Annotated in this window: 16 protein-coding genes; 14 read left to right on the forward strand and 2 right to left on the reverse strand. The window is 46.9% G+C overall.

Features of this window, described 5'->3' with window-relative positions; translation table 11 throughout:
- Window positions 1–2 precede the first annotated feature (2 nt).
- The 9 genes from epsG to NST16_RS00970 are packed head-to-tail and all read left to right on the forward strand — an operon-like array spanning window position 3 to window position 9,161.
- Window positions 3–1,106, forward strand: coding sequence for a biofilm exopolysaccharide biosynthesis protein EpsG (gene epsG, locus NST16_RS00930; RefSeq protein ID WP_010331952.1), 1,104 nt, complete (start codon window positions 3–5; stop codon window positions 1,104–1,106).
- Between the two features lie 24 nt (window positions 1,107–1,130).
- A complete protein-coding gene (locus NST16_RS00935) occupies window positions 1,131–2,165 on the forward strand; it encodes a glycosyltransferase family 2 protein (protein ID WP_340883561.1) in 1,035 nt (344 codons plus the stop codon).
- A 4-nt stretch (window positions 2,166–2,169) separates the two neighbouring features.
- Complete coding sequence (locus NST16_RS00940) at window positions 2,170–3,246, forward strand: polysaccharide pyruvyl transferase family protein (protein ID WP_340883563.1); 1,077 nt, start codon at window positions 2,170–2,172, stop codon at window positions 3,244–3,246.
- Window positions 3,243–4,277 (forward strand): glycosyltransferase, encoded by a 1,035-nt coding sequence (locus tag NST16_RS00945; protein ID WP_340883565.1) that lies wholly within the window; start codon window positions 3,243–3,245, stop codon window positions 4,275–4,277. Before NST16_RS00940 ends, NST16_RS00945 begins: the two co-directional genes overlap by 4 nt.
- The gene (locus tag NST16_RS00950) at window positions 4,274–5,791 is read left to right on the forward strand and encodes an MATE family efflux transporter (protein ID WP_340883567.1); all 1,518 of its coding nucleotides are present in this window, start codon (window positions 4,274–4,276) and stop codon (window positions 5,789–5,791) included. The genes NST16_RS00945 and NST16_RS00950 overlap by 4 nt, the downstream gene beginning before the upstream one ends.
- Window positions 5,788–6,396, forward strand: coding sequence for a sugar transferase (locus NST16_RS00955; RefSeq protein WP_010331947.1), 609 nt, complete (start codon window positions 5,788–5,790; stop codon window positions 6,394–6,396). Before NST16_RS00950 ends, NST16_RS00955 begins: the two co-directional genes overlap by 4 nt.
- Window positions 6,393–7,031, forward strand: coding sequence for an acetyltransferase (locus NST16_RS00960; RefSeq protein ID WP_326332027.1), 639 nt, complete (start codon window positions 6,393–6,395; stop codon window positions 7,029–7,031). The genes NST16_RS00955 and NST16_RS00960 overlap by 4 nt, the downstream gene beginning before the upstream one ends.
- 16 nt (window positions 7,032–7,047) lie before the next feature.
- On the forward strand, window positions 7,048–8,214 hold the full coding sequence (locus tag NST16_RS00965; RefSeq protein ID WP_326196711.1) for a DegT/DnrJ/EryC1/StrS family aminotransferase: 1,167 nt from the start codon (window positions 7,048–7,050) through the stop codon (window positions 8,212–8,214).
- The gene (locus NST16_RS00970) at window positions 8,193–9,161 is read left to right on the forward strand and encodes a polysaccharide pyruvyl transferase family protein (RefSeq protein ID WP_229149291.1); all 969 of its coding nucleotides are present in this window, start codon (window positions 8,193–8,195) and stop codon (window positions 9,159–9,161) included. Before NST16_RS00965 ends, NST16_RS00970 begins: the two co-directional genes overlap by 22 nt.
- A 9-nt stretch (window positions 9,162–9,170) precedes the next feature.
- Here the strand turns inward: NST16_RS00970 and yvfG are convergent, their stop codons facing one another.
- Window positions 9,171–9,389: a protein YvfG gene (gene yvfG / locus NST16_RS00975; protein ID WP_010331943.1), complete on the reverse strand. Its 219-nt coding sequence runs from the start codon at window positions 9,387–9,389 to the stop codon at window positions 9,171–9,173.
- A gap of 78 nt (window positions 9,390–9,467) precedes the next feature.
- On the opposite strand from yvfG, the gene rpoN reads away from it, so the two are divergent.
- On the forward strand, window positions 9,468–10,778 hold the full coding sequence (gene rpoN, locus NST16_RS00980; RefSeq protein ID WP_268504618.1) for an RNA polymerase factor sigma-54: 1,311 nt from the start codon (window positions 9,468–9,470) through the stop codon (window positions 10,776–10,778).
- Window positions 10,779–10,803: 25 nt separating this feature from the next.
- On the opposite strand, the gene lutP is transcribed toward rpoN, so the two are convergent.
- Window positions 10,804–12,495, reverse strand: coding sequence for an L-lactate permease LutP (gene lutP, locus NST16_RS00985; RefSeq protein ID WP_168748794.1), 1,692 nt, complete (start codon window positions 12,493–12,495; stop codon window positions 10,804–10,806).
- 224 nt (window positions 12,496–12,719) lie between these two features.
- Here lutP and lutR point away from each other — a divergent pair, with 224 nt between their 5' ends.
- From lutR to NST16_RS01005, 4 genes are all read left to right on the forward strand, one after another.
- Window positions 12,720–13,442, forward strand: a complete 723-nt coding sequence (lutR, locus tag NST16_RS00990; protein ID WP_340883577.1) for an L-lactate utilization/bacilysin biosynthesis transcriptional regulator LutR — start codon at window positions 12,720–12,722, stop codon at window positions 13,440–13,442.
- A gap of 172 nt (window positions 13,443–13,614) precedes the next feature.
- Window positions 13,615–14,607, forward strand: a complete 993-nt coding sequence (locus tag NST16_RS00995; protein ID WP_229149281.1) for a LacI family DNA-binding transcriptional regulator — start codon at window positions 13,615–13,617, stop codon at window positions 14,605–14,607.
- 150 nt (window positions 14,608–14,757) lie between these two features.
- Window positions 14,758–16,023, forward strand: coding sequence for a sugar ABC transporter substrate-binding protein (locus NST16_RS01000; RefSeq protein ID WP_340883578.1), 1,266 nt, complete (start codon window positions 14,758–14,760; stop codon window positions 16,021–16,023).
- A 39-nt stretch (window positions 16,024–16,062) separates the two neighbouring features.
- Window positions 16,063–17,319, forward strand: a complete 1,257-nt coding sequence (locus NST16_RS01005) for a carbohydrate ABC transporter permease (protein ID WP_340883580.1) — start codon at window positions 16,063–16,065, stop codon at window positions 17,317–17,319.

Raw genomic sequence — 17,319 nt, forward strand, 5'->3', positions numbered from 1 at the left:
AAATGATTGTGTATGTCGTCAATATGGGAATTGTATATATTTGGTCTTGGTTTGCTAAAATGTGCGGCGGCCGGGATGGGTCACTTGCTACGGGCTATCGACCGAACAAGCTTCTCATTTGGATTCCGCTTGCCTCACTTGTGCTTGTTTCAGGGCTGCGTTACAGGGTCGGTACAGATTTTCAGACGTATACGCTGCTGTATCAAATGGCAGGAGACTATCAAAGCATTTGGCAGATATTCGGTTTTGGCACAGCGAAAACGGCAACAGATCCGGGCTTTACCGCGCTGTTATGGCTGATGAATTTCATCACGAAGGACCCGCAAATCATGTATGTCACTGTTGCGGCCGTGACCTATATCTTTATTATCAAGACGCTGGCAGACTACGGCAGACCGTTTGAGCTGAGCGTCTTTTTATTTTTAGGAACCTTTCATTATTACGCATCCTTTAACGGAATCAGACAATACATGGTGGCAGCCGCTTTGTTTTGGGCGATTCGCTATATCATCAATGGAAACTGGAAGCGTTACTTTCTGATTGTGCTGGTCAGTTCGCTCTTTCACTCCTCGGCGCTGGTGATGATTCCGGTCTATTTTATTGTCAGAAGAAAAGCCTGGTCACCGGCAATATTCGGTCTCTCAGCTTTATTTCTTGGCATGACCTTTTTATACCAGAAATTTATTTCGGTATTTGTCGTTGTGCTTGAAAACAGTTCATACAGCCATTATGAAAAGTGGCTAATGACCAATACAAACGGAATGAATGTGGTCAAAATCGCTGTTTTGGTCCTGCCGCTGTTTCTGGCCTTTTGTTACAGAGAGCGTCTCCGAAAGCTGTGGCCGCAAATCGATATTGTCGTTAATTTGTGCCTTCTCGGGTTTTTATTCGGTCTCTTGGCCACAAAGGACGTGATCTTTGCCAGATTTAATATTTACTTCGGGCTGTATCAAATGATCTTAGTTCCTTATTTTGTCAGAATATTTGATGAGAAATCGAATGCGTTGATCTATATCGCCATTGTGGTTTGTTATTTTTTATACAGTTATTTGCTTATGCCGGTTGATTCATCTGTTCTGCCGTACAGAACGATTTTTTCCCGGTAATTTATGCAAGAGGAGCCGGTCATTATGGAAACACCTGCGGTTAGTCTGTTAGTCGCTGTTTATAATACAGAAACCTATATCAGAAACTGTCTTGAGTCGTTAAAGAACCAGACATTGGACAATATTGAAATTATCATCGTCAATGACGGTTCGGCAGACGCCAGCCCGGACATCGCGGAAGAATATGCGCAAAAGGATGAACGATTCAGAGTCATTCACCAGGAAAACCAAGGGCTCGGTGCTGTTCGGAACAAAGGGATCGAGGCGGCCCGCGGAGAATTTGTGGCATTTATAGATTCAGACGATTGGATCGAGCCTGATTATTGCTTGCAAATGGTTCAGGCAGCATCAGAGGAAACCGATCTGGTGATTTGCAACTACGCCGCAGAGTTTGAGGACACTGAAAAAACCGTTGTCTCAGACATTGCAGAAACCTATCGGGATCAGCCCAAGGAGTCCTATATCAAGGCGTTATTCGAAGGGAAGGTCAGGGGATTTTCGTGGAATAAACTGTATCGAAGAAGTATGATTGACGCGCACCGGCTTTCGTTCCCGCTCAGAGGTGAGCTGGAGCATGTCGAGGATCAGTTTTTCAGCTTCAGGGCACATTTTTTCGCCCGCTCGGTTTCCTATGTAGAAGCGCCTCTCTACCATTACCGAATTCACCTTTCCTCCATCGTGCAGGGTTATCAGAAAAAACTGTTTGAATCAGGACTGGCGCTGTATCAGGCGAACGCAGCGTTTTTACAGGAGAACAACAAGCTGGAGGAGTACCGTAAGGAGCTTGATTTCTTTATCGTTCTCCATAGCACCATCTGTCTGCTGAACGAATGGAAAACAAGCGGCAGCCGGCGCCTTTTGGAAAGGCTCAAAACGGTCGGCGTGATTTGCGCTGATCCGGTGTTTCAAGGCAGCTTGTCGAAAACGGGGACAGCGCCTTTTGACGCAAAACGGTCATGCTTGCTGCTGATGGCGAAATACAGAATGATTCCGTTCGTTGCCATGGCGTCCGCCGTGTATCAGCGAGTGATCGAGTACAAAATGAAAATCAGAGGGTGAAGAGATGTCGTTACATTCATTGAAAATCAATCTTGCAGAATGGCTGCTGCTAAAGGTTAAGTACCCGTCCCAATTTTTGCTGGGTGCGGCCGATCAGCCGGTAAAGGCTGCCGCACATAAGAAGAAAATCATACTGACCCTGCTGCCTTCCCATGATAATTTGGGGGATCATGCCATTGCTTATGCCAGCAAAGCGTTTCTTGAGCAGGAATACTCCGATTTTGAAATCGTTGAGGTCGATATGAAGGACATATACAAATCAGCAAAAGCGCTGATTCGCTCCCGCCACCCGGAGGATATGGTCTTTATCATCGGCGGCGGAAACATGGGGGATTTATACCGGTATGAAGAGTGGACGCGCCGCTTTATCATTAAAACGTTTCATGATTATCAAATCGTCCAGCTTCCGGCAACCGTTCATTTTTCTGATACGAAAAAGGGACGAAAAGAGCTGAAACGGGCGCAGAAAATTTATAACGCGCACCCCGGTTTATTGCTGATGGCGCGTGATGAAACTACGTACCAATTTATGAAGCAGCATTTTAAAGAAAAAAAGATTCTGAAGCAGCCCGATATGGTGCTGTATTTAGATAGAAGCAATGCCTCTGCGGAACGCGAAGGGGTGTATATATGTTTGCGCGAGGATCAGGAAAGCGTGCTTCAGAAGGAACAGAGAAACCGTGTGAAGACCGCTCTTTTTGATGAATTTGGCGAGATCAAAGCTTTTACGACAACGGTCGGGCGCCGGGTCAGCCGCGATACACGGGAACAGGAGCTGGAAGCGCTTTGGTCTATGCTGCAGAGTGCTGAAGCCGTTGTCACTGACAGGCTGCACGGCATGATTTTTTGTGCATTGACAGGAACGCCATGTGTCGTGATTCGTTCTTTTGATCACAAAGTCATGGAAGGCTACCAATGGCTGAAAGAGATTCCAATGATGAAGCTGATTGAACAGCCGGAGCCGGAACGTGTGACAGCCGCAGTGAAAGAGCTGCTGACAAAAGAAACAAACCGTGCCGGCTTTCCGCGGGACATGTATTTTAAAGGGCTGCGCGATAAAATCAGCGGTGAAGCACGATGACACCGCTCGTCAGCATTATTGTCCCAATGTATAACGTTGAACCTTTTATTGAAGATTGCATCGATTCGCTGCTGACCCAAACGCTTTCTGATATAGAAGTTATCCTGGTTAATGATGGAACACCCGATCGATCTGGTGAGATGGCAGAGGCATACGCGAAACGGGATACAAGAGTTCAAGTCATTCATAAAAAAAATGGCGGCTTGAGTTCGGCTCGAAACGCGGGAATCAAAGCGGCGCGGGGTACGTATATCGGGTTTGTAGACGGAGACGATTATGTCTCTCCCGCCATGTTTCAAAGGCTTGCAGACGAAGCAGAGCAGCACCGGCTCGATATTGCTGGCTGCGGATTTTATAAACAGTCCGAAGACAGGCAGGTATACGTGCCGCCGCAGCTCGAAACAGGCCGTGTGCTGACAAAAGCGGATATAGCTGAGCAGCTCCAACAAGCCCACGAAACGAGATTTATCTGGTATGTATGGCGGTATGTGTATCGCCGTGAGCTTTTGGAAAGGGCGAGCCTGTGGTTTGATGAAGACATCCGTTTTGCTGAAGACTCGCCCTTTAATTTATCTGCTTTTTATGAAGCCGAGCGGGTAAAAATGCTGGATGAAGGCTTGTACATATACCGTGAAAATCCGAACAGCCTGACGGAAATTCCTTATAAACCTGCGATGGATGAAAATATCCAAAAACAATATCAAGCCAAAATCGCATTTTATAATCAGCGCGGCTTATCGGCTGTGTGCAAAGAAGATTTGGATGTGTATATTTGCAAGCACCAGCTTCCGATGCTTCTGGCAAACGCCTGTGCCTCACCGCAGCCGCCGAAAGACATCAAAAAACAGATCAGACAGATTTTATCCTATGACATGGTGCGGCAGGCTGTCAGACACACACCGTTCCAGCATGAGAAATTAGGCAGAGGCGAGCGATTGGTCTTAGCGCTGTGCAAATGGCGGCTGATCTTTCTCATCAAGCTGTTTTTTGAGACTCGCGGAACCATGAAAGGCAGTGCAAAGCAGGCATGAAATTCACCATAAACTTCAGCGCCAATCTCACAGCTTTTCTTTTGTCCGTCTTCCTGTCTGTCTGGATGACGCCTTTTATTGTCAAAACGCTTGGTGTGGAGGCTTTCGGCTTTGTGAATTTAACACAAAATGTGATTAATTATTTTTCCATTATCACGGTGGCGCTCAGCTCCGTGGTTGTGCGTTTTTTTTCTGTCGCAGCCCACAGGGGAGAGCAGGAAAAAGCAAATGCGTATATCAGCAATTATTTGGCTGCGTCTATTTTGATTTCATTGCTGCTTCTGCTGCCTCTTATGAGTGCGGCTTTTTTTATTGACCGCGTCATGAACGTCCCACAGGATCTTTTGGCTGATGTTCGGCTGTCGATTTTGATTGGAAGTCTGCTGTTTCTTTTAACTTTTTTGATGGCGGGGTTTGGAGCGGCGCCGTTTTATGCAAACAAACTGTATATCACCAGTTCCATTCAGGCGGTGCAAATGCTCATCCGCGTGCTGTGTGTGCTGGCGCTGTTTGCCTGCTTCACGCCAAAAATCTGGCAGATTCAGCTTGCTGCTTTAGCCGGTGCCGTCATAGCGTCTATCCTGTCTTTCCACTTTTTTAGAAAACTGATTCCATGGTTTTCATTTAAGCTGAAAGACTTGTCATTTCGCGTAAGCAAGGAACTGTTTCAGGCAGGAACCTGGAACTCAGTCAATCAGATCGGCGTGCTGCTTTTTTTGCAGATCGACCTATTAACCGCCAACTTGGTGCTGGGTGCGTCTGAAGCGGGAAAATATGCGGCGATTATCCAGTTTCCGCTGCTGCTGCGCAGTTTGGCAGGAACAGTCGCATCTCTATTTGCGCCTGTCATTACTTCTTATTATTCAAAAGGCGATATGGACGGCTTGGTCAAGTACGCCAATCAGGCAGTGAGACTGAACGGGCTTTTGCTTGCGCTTCCGGCTGCATTATTGGGGGGGTTGGCCGGGCCTTTTCTGACGATCTGGCTTGGACCGTCCTTTTCCTCTGTAGCGCCGCTATTATATATTCACGCCGGATATTTGGCGGTCAGCCTTGCCTTTATGCCGCTGTTTTATATATGGACCGCCTTTAATCAACAAAAAACACCGGCGCTCGTCACTCTGCTGTTAGGCGCAGTGAATGTTGTGCTGGCGGTCACATTAAGCGGGCCGGCTCATCTTGGGCTTTACGGCATTACGCTTGCCGGGGCAATATCGCTTGTGCTGAAAAATGTTATCTTTACGCCGCTTTATGTCTCACGCATTACCGGTTACAAAAAACATGTGTTTTTTACAGGCATGTTCGGTCCGGTCTTTGCCGCTTTGTTTGCATGGGCGGTTTGTGAGGCCATCCAGTTATGTATCACCATTGAAAGCTGGACATCACTGATTGCTGCAGGTGCCGCTGTCAGCTGCTGCTACGCGGTTTTCGCTTTTATGCTTGTTTGTACGAAAGAAGAACGACAGATGGTGCTGAAACGGTTTAGAAAAACGAAAGGAGCTGTAAATATTTGATCCTGAAACGTCTTTTTGATCTGACGGCCGCTATTCTTTTATTGTGCTGCACGAGTGTCATCATTCTCTTCACCATCGCCATTGTCAGGCTGAAAATAGGATCGCCTGTCTTTTTTAAACAAGTACGGCCCGGCCTGGGGGGGAAGCCGTTCACCCTCTATAAATTCAGAACGATGACGGATGAACGGGACAGTGAGGGCAACCTGCTGCCGGATGCAGTCCGGCTTACGAAAACAGGCAGGCTGATCAGAAAGCTGAGCATTGATGAGCTCCCGCAGCTGCTGAATGTAGTGAAAGGAGACCTCAGTCTCGTCGGCCCTCGGCCGCTGCTGATGGATTATCTGCCGCTTTACACAAAACAGCAGGCACGGCGCCACGAGGTGAAGCCCGGGATTACAGGCTGGGCGCAGGTCAACGGCAGAAACGCGATTTCCTGGGAAAAGAAGTTTGAACTGGATGTTTGGTACGTTGACAACCGTTCATTCTTGCTCGATTTGAAAATTTTATGTCTGACGGTACGCAAAGTTCTTGTTTCAGAAGGCATTCAGCAAACCAATCATGTGACGGCAGAACGCTTCACAGGAAGCGGAGATGTGTCTTCATGAGAAACGTGGCCATTGTGGGAGACGGCGGTCACGGAAAGGTGATCAGAGAACTCATAAGCGCCCGTTCAGACACGCGCTTAGCTGCGGTGCTGGACGATAAATTCAGCACATTTGTTGCCGGGAGTGAGCTGTACACAGGCCCCTCGGAAGCCATTTCTGAAGTGCGCAGGCTGATCCCTGACGTCATGTTTGTGATTGCAATTGGAAACAACAGCGTCAGAAAACAGCTGGCGGAGCGGCTGGGATTATATAAAGAAGATTTCATCACATTAATCCACCCGTCAGCCATCATCAGCAAATCGGCTGTCATCGGGGAAGGAACGGTTATTATGGCCGGTGCGATTATTCAGGCGGATGTTCGGATCGGCGCCCACTGTATCATCAATACGGGCGCGATCGCAGAGCACGACAATCAGATCGGCGACTTCGTCCATCTTTCTCCGCGCGCCACGCTTTCTGGAGGTATTGCGGTTCAAGAAGGGGCTCATGTGGGCACCGGGGCCTCCGTCATTCCGCAGATCACAATCGGCTCCTGGAGCATCGTCGGCGCAGGCTCTGCGGTGATCCGCTCCATCCCTGACGGCGTAACGGCTGTAGGCACCCCGGCGCGCGTGATTTCTTCTATTCAAACCTAAAGCAAAGGATGATTACATGCATAAAAAAATCTACTTATCAGCCCCTCATATGAGCGGCAGGGAGCAGCATTATATTTCAGAAGCCTTTCACTCAAACTGGATTGCGCCGCTTGGGCCGCTTGTGAATACTTTTGAAGAAAAATTGGCTGAACGAGTCGGCGCCAAAGGGGCGGCTGCGGTCAGCTCAGGCACCGCCGCAATTCATTTGGCGCTACGTTTGCTGGATGTCAAAGCGGGAGATACCGTGTTTTGTCCGTCTTTTACATTTGTGGCAACGGCAAACCCGATTTTATACGAAAAAGCGGTGCCTGTCTTTATCGATTCTGAGCCAGATACGTGGAATATGTCTCCGAAAGCCCTTGAAAGAGCACTGGAGGAAGCGAAACGAAATGGAAATCCGCCAAAAGCGGTCATTGCCGTCAACCTGTACGGACAAAGCGCGAAAATGGATGACATTGTAAGCCTGTGCGATTCATACGGAGTGCCGGTCATTGAGGATGCGGCTGAATCCCTCGGTGCTGTCTATAAAGGGAAGCAGAGCGGGACATTCGGCCGTTTCGGCATTTATTCATTTAACGGAAATAAAATCATCACGACTTCAGGAGGCGGGATGCTTGTGTCAGACGATGAAGCCGCCATTGAAAAAGCAAGATTTCTCGCTTCACAGGCCCGCGATCCCGCTGTTCATTATCAGCACAGTGAAATCGGGCACAACTACAGATTGAGCAATATCCTTGCAGGAGTCGGTATTGCCCAGCTTGAGGTGCTGGATGAGCGGGTGGAGAAAAGACGGGAGATTTTTGCGAGGTACGAAAAAGCGCTTGGCAGCATAGATGGCGTTTGCTTTATGCCGGAATACTCGGAAGGCGTGTCCAACCGCTGGCTTACTGCACTCACGCTCGATAACGGGCTGACTCCATATGACGTGGTTCAGCATCTTGCTGAAGAACAGATTGAAGCGAGACCGCTTTGGAAGCCGCTGCATACCCAGCCGCTGTTTGCGTCATCTGCATTTTATTCCCATACAGATTCTGAAAGTGTGTGCGACACCTTATTCAGGCGAGGGATCTGCCTCCCATCCGGAACAAATATGACCGAAGAAGATCAAGACCGAGTAATCGATGTGTTGTTACACTTATTCCAAACAACAGAGGTGAAGAGATGGACAGCAAGCATTCAATGATCAGCCTGAAGAAAAAACTGGCCGGGCTGCTCGATATGATACCGAAGCAATCCGAAATCATTTACGCCGACTATCCTCTATACGGAAATGTAGGGGATTTGTTTATTATGAAAGGAACGGAAGCCTTCTTTAAAGAAAATGACATTCGGGTCAGAAAACGCTGGAACCCAGACAATTTTCCAATCGGACGAAAGCTTGATCCGAATCTGATCATCGTCTGTCAGGGAGGCGGCAACTTCGGGGATTTATATCCGTACTATCAAGGATTTAGAGAGAAAATCGTTCAAACTTATCCGGACCACAAAATCGTTATCCTGCCGCAATCGATTTATTATCAGAATGAAGATAACTTAAAACGGACAGCTGACATTTTCTCTGCCCATTCAAATCTGCATATTATCACAAGGGAAAAAGCCTCCTATGCCACGGCACAGGCGTACTTTCAAAACAATCATATCAAGCTCTTGCCTGATATGGCCCACCAGCTGTTTCCCATCATTCCGACACAGCAGCCGACCGGTCAAAAGTTGAGATTTATCAGAACAGATCATGAAGCAAATGATGAGCTTCAAAGACATGCGCAAGCGGAAAGCTATGACTGGCGCACCGTGCTATCAGCTTCAGACCGCCGGACAATCGCTTTTCTCCAAACGCTGAACGTCCTGAACAAAAAAGCGGGCAATCCTCTGCCAATCGCATTTATATGGAGAAAATATTCAGATTACATCATCAATAAAGCCATTCGTTTTTTCAGCCGTTACAAATCGGTGGAAACGTCAAGGCTGCACGGCCACATTTTGTCTTCACTTCTTCAAAAAGAAAACACGGTCATTGATAATTCCTACGGAAAAAACGCCAACTACTATCATACTTGGATGGAGGGAGTGCCAAACACTCAAATCATTCGGGACGCCTCAAAGAAGGAAAACCTTCCTGCTCATATGTGAGCGGAAGGTTTATTTTGTTTCTCCGCGTTTTACCTTGTTGTAGGCTTCATCTAAATGCTGAATCCGCTTCAGGACAACTGAGTTTTTTGTCAGCTGATCCTGCACAAGTGTTGAGACCACAGAACGGTAGTAGCTGTTCATTGCGTGGATCTTATCCTCAGACGGGTTCATTTCAATATGCTGCTTTAAGTTTTCAATAAAATACGGTACAGAAAAAAGTTCAGACATTTCTTTGGCAGCTCCTTTTTCATAAATGTATACGGTGTCATCCCAATCATGTACAATGAAGAAAGGGGAGTGAGCAAGATGGATATGAAACTTCAGCAAGTACAAGTACTAAAGCCTCAACTGACACAGGAGCTCAGGCAGGCCATCACGCTGCTTAGCTATCATTCGGCGGAACTGGCCGAATACATTGATGAGCTCTCACTGGAAAACCCTCTTATTGAACGAAAGGAAACAGACACACCGCCACTATCTTACCATAAAACAAACAAAAACAGGATCAGCAGGCAGGAGGCGGGCCTTCAATTAAGCAATCCGCAAAAAACACTGCAGGATGTCCTCAAACAGCAATCGTTGGATATGAATCTGTCAAACACTGAAAAAAAGATTTTTAATTATCTGATACATTCGCTAGATTCAAACGGATATCTGGAGGAAGATGTGGAGGAGGCAGCCCGGCGCCTGTCTGTTTCGGCAGAGGAAGCGGAAGCGGTTCTGAGAAAACTTCAGTCGCTTGAACCAGCGGGCATCGGCGCAAGATCTCTTCAAGAGTGTATCTTGCTGCAATTACAGCGTCTCCCGAGCAGAAATGAACAGGCAGAACTGCTTGTTTCAGAACACTTTGATGTATTTGCGCAAAAAAACTGGAAAGCGCTTTCAAAAGAAACTGGAATGCCGCTTCACACGATTCAGGATATTTCTGATAAAATTGCTGCGCTTCACCCAAGACCCGGCCTTCTGTTTGCCAGTCCGGAGCATGATATGTATATTGAACCCGACATTTTCATCACCGTTAAAAACGGCCACATTACAGCGGAACTGAACAGCCGCTCGTTCCCGGAGATTGAGCTGCATCCGCAGTACAGGCCGCTTCTATCGTCGGGCGCCTGTCAGGATACGGTTTCCTATTTATCTACTAAATATCAGGAGTGGCGCTGGCTGAGCCGCGCGCTGAGGCAGCGGAAGCAGACGATCACCAGAATTGTAAATGAGCTGACCGCGCGTCAAAAAGATTTTTTCTTGAAAGGCCGGAGCGCCATGAAGCCGCTGACACTGAGAGAGGTGGCGGATTGTCTAAGCCTGCATGAATCAACCATCAGCCGGGCCATTAAAGGAAAAACGATACAAACGCCTTACGGATTGTTTGAGATGAAGATGTTCTTCTCAGGAAAAGCGGAGGCCTCTGGGGATGGCGATACATCCAACTATGCGGTTAAAACGCATCTTGAAGCATTGATTCAGCACGAGGATAAAACAAAACCCCTCTCAGATCAAAAGCTTGCCGACCTGTTATATGAACAGCACCGCATCCAAATCTCCAGACGCACAGTGGCGAAATACCGCGATCAATTGAACATTCCGTCATCGGCAGCCAGAAAACGGTACAAATAAAATCCTCCCTGTAAGGAGGATTTTTTTACGGAATCATCCAGCTGAAGAACTGGTGCTGCAAAAAGGTGATGATACAGACGAGCAGCAGCAAAAACAAGCTGTGCTTAATTGTAAAGCGGAAAAGATCCGACTCCTTCCCGGCGAGCCCGACTGCCGCACACGCGACCGCGATCGATTGCGGAGAAATCATTTTGCCGGTGACGCCGCCTGATGAATTGGCCGCGACCGATAGAACAGGGTCCATTCCGACCGATAAGGCCGTTACTTTCTGCAGGTTGCCAAACAGCAGGTTAGCTGACGTATCCGAGCCGGTAATAAAGACGCCGAGCCAGCCGAGAACCGGCGAAAAGAAGGTAAACATCGAGCCTGTCAGCGCAAGCGTCATGCCGAGCGTCGTGCTCATCCCCGAGGAGTTGGTGACATATGCAAAACCAACGACCGAGGCGATTGTCAAAATCGGAAATTTCAATTCCTGCAGTGTTTCGCTAAAAACAGCTCCCCAGTCTTTCCACGGGATCGACGTGATGAATTTTGACAGCAATGCGGCAATTAAAATTGCGGTGCCTGCCGAACCGAGGACCTCAAGCTTATACACCGCTTCAATCGGAGTGCCGTCAGCATTGACGATCTGATTGTTCAAAAAAGGCACCCCAGGAGCAAAAGTCAGCTTTTCTCCAATCACATTCAGCCAATTCAAGAAAACGGCTGTGCCTTCGTAATGCCCTGTCAGCGCGGATTTGACCGACGGAATGCCCCAAACAGAAATCATCACCGTCAGCAGCAGAAACGGCGACCAGGCCTTAAAAATCTGCCCGCCGGTGTAAGCCGGTGCATCAGGGTGCAGTTTTGCCGTTTCAATCGCGGCTGCCGATTCCTGTTCCCCCGCAAACCGGAATGTTTTCTTCGGCTTCCACCATTTTAAAAACACAGCTAGCGCAGCCATCGACACTAGCGCCGACAAAACATCCGGCAGCTCTGGCCCCAGAAAGTTGGAGCTGAGATACTGAACAGCGGCAAAGGAAACACCGGAAACGAGAATCGCCGGCCACACCTCAAAGGCTTTCTTGAACCCGCTCATAATGATAATTAAATAAAGAGGAATAAATACAGATAAAAACGGCAGCTGCCGCCCAACCATCTGAGAAATCTCCATCGCCGGAATTCCGGTAGGCCCTTCAACGGCTGTAATCGGAATCCCAATCGCCCCGAAGGCTACTGGTGCCGTATTGGCAATCAAACAGATTCCCGCCGCATAAAGAGGGTTAAAACCGAGGCCGACAAGCAACGCGGCTGAAATCGCGACCGGCGCCCCAAAGCCCGCCGCCCCTTCTAAAAAAGCCCCGAATGAGAAAGCGATCAGCAGCGCCTGAAGCCGTCGGTCATCGGTAATCGAGAGAACAGAGCTGCGAATGATATCAAACTGTCCCGTTTTTACGGTGATTTTATACAAAAAAACAGACGTCACAATGATCCAGCCGATCGGCAGAATGCCGTATACGGCTCCTTGTGTAGCGGACATCAGAGCTTTTTCCGCCGGCATTCCGTAAACCAATACCGCAATCAGCAGCGCGATTCCCAAGGTGGACAATCCCGCGGTATACCCCTTCATTCGTTTAATGGCGAGTGCCCAAAAAAAGAAAATAATCGGTACAAGTGCGGCAAGCGCAGATAAAAGCAAATTTCCCCCTATAGGCGTATAGGCCTGTGTCCATTGCATCCCAAACCCCTCCTTCAAACATAACCGGCTTTTTGTAAGCGGTTTCTAAAGATGATATGATCATCTGATGACTGGATAATAAGACCAGTTACCTAGCATTATATTTTGAAAAAAATCAAAGTACAAGACTTTTTAACGAAATTGTCTAAATCTTTTGGCGGCGCCCAAAAGGGAGTATAATAGATCGTAAACAGCCAGACCTACAAGTTGCGGGGTGAATTGCATTGAAATATAAACAGATTAAAACAAAGAAGATATATGAAGAAGTAGCAGATGCATTATTAGAAATGATCAAAAACGGCCAACTGAAGCCAGGGGATAAATTAGACTCCGTTCAGGCACTTTCCGAAAGCTTTCAAGTCAGCCGTTCAGCGGTGCGCGAAGCGCTTTCCGCATTAAAAGCGATGGGACTTGTTGAAATGAAGCAGGGCGAAGGCACTTACCTGAAGGAGTTTGAACCCGATCAAATTTCTCAGCCTCTGTCAGCCGCACTTTTAATGAAAAAAGAAGATGTCAAACAGCTGCTCGAGGTCAGAAAACTGCTTGAAATCGGCGTGGCTTCATTAGCTGCCGAAAAACGGACAGAAGAGGATCTCCAAAGCATTTATGCGGCGTTAAAGGAAATGAGTGAGATTGAAACAGACGGGGAGCTCGGTGAAAAAGCAGACTTCGCTTTTCATTTGGCACTTGCTGACGCTTCACAAAACGATCTGCTCAAACATTTGATGAATCACGTATCATCATTGCTTCTGGAAACCATGAGAGAAACGCGGAAAATCTGGCTGTTTTCCAAGAAGACCTCGGTGAAGCGGCTTTACGAGGAGCATGAACGGATTTATAATGCCGTGGCTGCCCAGGACGGAGCAAAGGCGGAAGAAGCGATGCTGGCACACTTGACGAATGTGGAAGATGTCCTTTCGAGATATTTTGAGGAAAACGTCCAATAACCGACTCATTTCCCGGGCAATGCTGCTCGTGCATACAAACAATCAAGACTGAGCTGCAATGGTTCAGTCTTATTTACTTTGTGCAGCTTACACTGCTTGACATTTAAGAAAAAGGAAGTAAAATGTTTTACTAAAATGGCCACTGGCATGCTTAAAAATGGAGGCAGATATAATGGCGACAATTAAAGATATCGCACAAGCCGCGGGATTCTCGATTTCAACCGTTTCCCGCGTTTTAAATAACGATGAGAGCCTTTCTGTACCGGACGAGACGCGTGAAAAGATCTATGAAGCCGCAGAGAAACTTAATTATCGCAAGAAAACTGTAAGGCCGCTGGTGAAACACATTGCTTTTTTATATTGGCTGACAGATCAAGAGGAGCTGGAAGATGTCTATTTCAAAACAATGAGATTAGAAGTAGAGAATTTGGCGAAAACCTTCAATGTCGACATGACGACCTATAAAATAACGGACGGTATTGAATGCATTCCAGCTCATACAGAAGGTTTTATTGCCGTGGGTACCTTTTCTGATAAAGAATTAGCGTTTCTCAGAAATCTGACGGAGAACGGCGTTTTTATTGACTCTTCCCCTGATCCTGACCATTTTGATTCGGTCAGGCCGGACTTAGCGCAAATGACGAAGAAAACGGTAAACATCCTGCTTGAAAAAGGGCATAAGAATATCGGATTTATTGGCGGCACGTACAAAAATCCGAACACGAATCAGGATGAAATGGATATTCGTGAAAAAACGTTCCGATCCTATATGCAGGAAAAAGGGATGCTGGACGAGCGCTATATTTTATGCCACCGCGGCTTCTCCGTCGAAAATGGCTACCGCCTGATGACTAAAGCGATTGAAGCATTGGGCGATCAGCTTCCGACCGCCTTTTTTATCGCGGCAGACCCGATCGCGGTCGGCTGTCTGCAAGCCCTGAATGAAAAAGGCATCGCGATACCAAACAGAGTGAGCGTCGTGAGTATCAATAACATCAGCTTTGCCAAGTACGTCTCTCCGCCGTTGACAACCTTTCATATTGATATCAAGGAACTATGTAAAAACGCTGTGGAATTATTGCTTGAGCGAGTGCTGGAAAAACGGAAAACGGTTAAAACGTTATATATGGGGGCTGAATTAATCGTTAGAAAGAGCCTAAATTAAATCATATTTCAAAATGGCTTAGGAGTCTAAGTCATTTTTTATTTGGTGAAAAAATTTACCGATGTGAGTAAATAGTTTGTTTACACATTTTCTCAGCCGTGCTATATTATTTTTAAAGCGCTTTCATTAAGAGCGAAAGGGTGACAATTGATGAAAATGGTAAAAAAGTACACCGGTGTCATGCTCTGCGTGGCTGTCAGTTTATCTTTAACCGCCTGCGGCCCGCAGGAAAGCAGCAGCGAAAAAACAAGTTCAAAGGGCTCGGAGCTTGTTGTGTGGGAGGATAAAGAAAAAAGCATCGGCATTAAAGACGCCGTTGCCGAATTTGAAAAAGAGCATGATGTAAAGGTCAAGGTTGTTGAAAAACCTTATGCCCAGCAGATTGAAGATTTGCGTATGGACGGCCCGGCCGGCACAGGGCCTGACGTGTTGACAATGCCCGGTGACCAGATCGGAACGGCTGTCACAGAGGGATTAATCAAAGAATTAAACGTCGAAAAGGATGTTCAATCGCTCTACACAGACGCATCCATTCAGTCTCAAATGGTGGATCAAAAGCTTTATGGCCTGCCTAAAGCCGTCGAAACAACTGTGCTTTTTTATAACAAAGATCTCATCTCAGAGGACGAATTGCCGCAAACGCTGGAAGAGTGGTACGACTACTCTAAAAAAACGGCTGATGGCAGCAAATTTGGATTTTTAGCCTTATTTGATCAAATTTATTACGCGCAAAGTGTCATGGGCGGGTACGGCGGATATATCTTTGGAAAGGATAAGGACGGAAACGATGACCCGTCTGATCTTGGAATCAATAATGAAGGCGCTGTCAAAGGTGCTGAGCTGATTCAGAAGTTTTATCAAGACGGCTTATTCCCGGCCGGCATTGTCGGAGAGCAGGGAATCAATGTACTCGAATCGCTGTTTACAGAAGGAAAGGCTGCCGCGATAATCTCAGGCCCGTGGAATGTAGAAGCCTTTTCAAAAGCGGGAATTGATTATGGCATCACAAAGCTTCCTAAGCTGGAAAACGGCAAAAACATGAGCTCGTTTATCGGCGTCAAAAGCTACAATGTCAGCGCATTTTCAAAACATGCAGAGCTGGCACAAGAGTTAGCCGTTTTTCTGGCTAATGAAAAGAATTCTAAAAAACGATATGAACAAACGAAAGAAGTTCCGGCCGTTCAATCATTAGCGAGTGACAAGGCGATCATGAAAAGCGAAGCGGCACGGGCGGTCACCGAGCAATCCCGCTTCTCAGAGCAGACGCCGAATATACCGGAAATGAACGAAATATGGACCCCGGCGGATTCAGCATTACAAACGATTGCAACAGGAAAAGCGAACCCAAAAAAAGCCTTAGATCAGGCTGCTGAAACGGCCAAAGGGCAGATGAAGGCAAAGCATAGCGGAAAATAAAGAGAAAAGAAGATTTGTATTGTAAGAGAGGTGAAAACGGTGCAGCATCGTAAAGTCGCTTTGTTACTGTCAATCATTCCGGGCCTTGGGCAATTCTACAACAAACAATGGATAAAAGGCCTCTTGTTTCTCCTACTGGGCGCATCGTTTTTTGCGGTATTTGGAGATTTGCTGAATATGGGGCTTTGGGGAATTTTTACGCTGGGAACAGAAGTGCCGCGGGATAACTCGGTCTTTTTGCTGGCGGAAGGCATTATCGCTGTCATTGTGACATGCTTTGGACTCGCGGTATATTATGTGAATTTGCGAGACGCTTATCAAAGCGGAAAACGGCGAGATGAAAAGAAGCCTATGAGCTCTCTCAAAGAACAATATCAAAATATTATTGCTCAAGGCTATCCATATGTTGTCAGCGGACCATCTCTGTTTATTTTAATTTTCGCAGTGATCTTTCCCATCTTATTCAGCTTTGCCTTAGCTTTTACAAACTATGATTTATATCATTCCCCTCCTGCTAAATTAGTAGATTGGGTTGGTTTTCAAACATTCACTGATATTTTCACTGTTGATATTTGGCGCTCGACCTTTTTTGATGTGCTGGCTTGGACAGTGATGTGGACACTTTGTGCCTCCACTCTGCAAGTCAGTCTGGGGATATGTCTGGCGATCATTGTGAATCAGAAAGACATCCGGTTTAAACGGTTTTTCCGGACCATTTTGATTTTGCCATGGGCTGTTCCCGGCTTTGTCACGATTTTAATTTTTGCCGGTTTGTTTAACGATAGTTTCGGCGCAATGAATCAAGACATTTTGGCTTTCTTTGGCATTGAGCCGCTTCCGTGGATGACAGATGCGAATTGGTCGAGGCTGGCGCTGATCCTCATGCAGGGCTGGCTTGGTTTTCCGTATATCTTCCTTGTTTCAACAGGTGTTTTGCAATCGATCCCTGAAGATCTTTACGAAGCGGCGACAATTGATGGCGCTTCCATCTTCTCAAAGCTGAGATACATCACGCTCCCGATGGTGTTCATTGCGATGTCTCCGATTATCATTACACAGTTCACATTTAATTTTAATAACTTTAATATTATTTATCTTTTCAATGGTGGCGGTCCGGCTGTAGCCGGATCAACAGCCGGCGGAACAGATATCCTTGTATCGTGGATTTATAAATTGACGATGCAGTCGAGCCAATATTCCCTTGCGGCTGCTTTAACCATTTTATTGTCTGTGTTTGTGATTGCCATTGCATTGTGGCAATTCAGACAGACGAAGTCTTTTAAAGAGGAGGCATAA

This window comes from Bacillus sp. FSL K6-1005, from assembly GCF_038000225.1.
Lineage (GTDB): Bacteria > Bacillota > Bacilli > Bacillales > Bacillaceae > Bacillus > Bacillus mojavensis.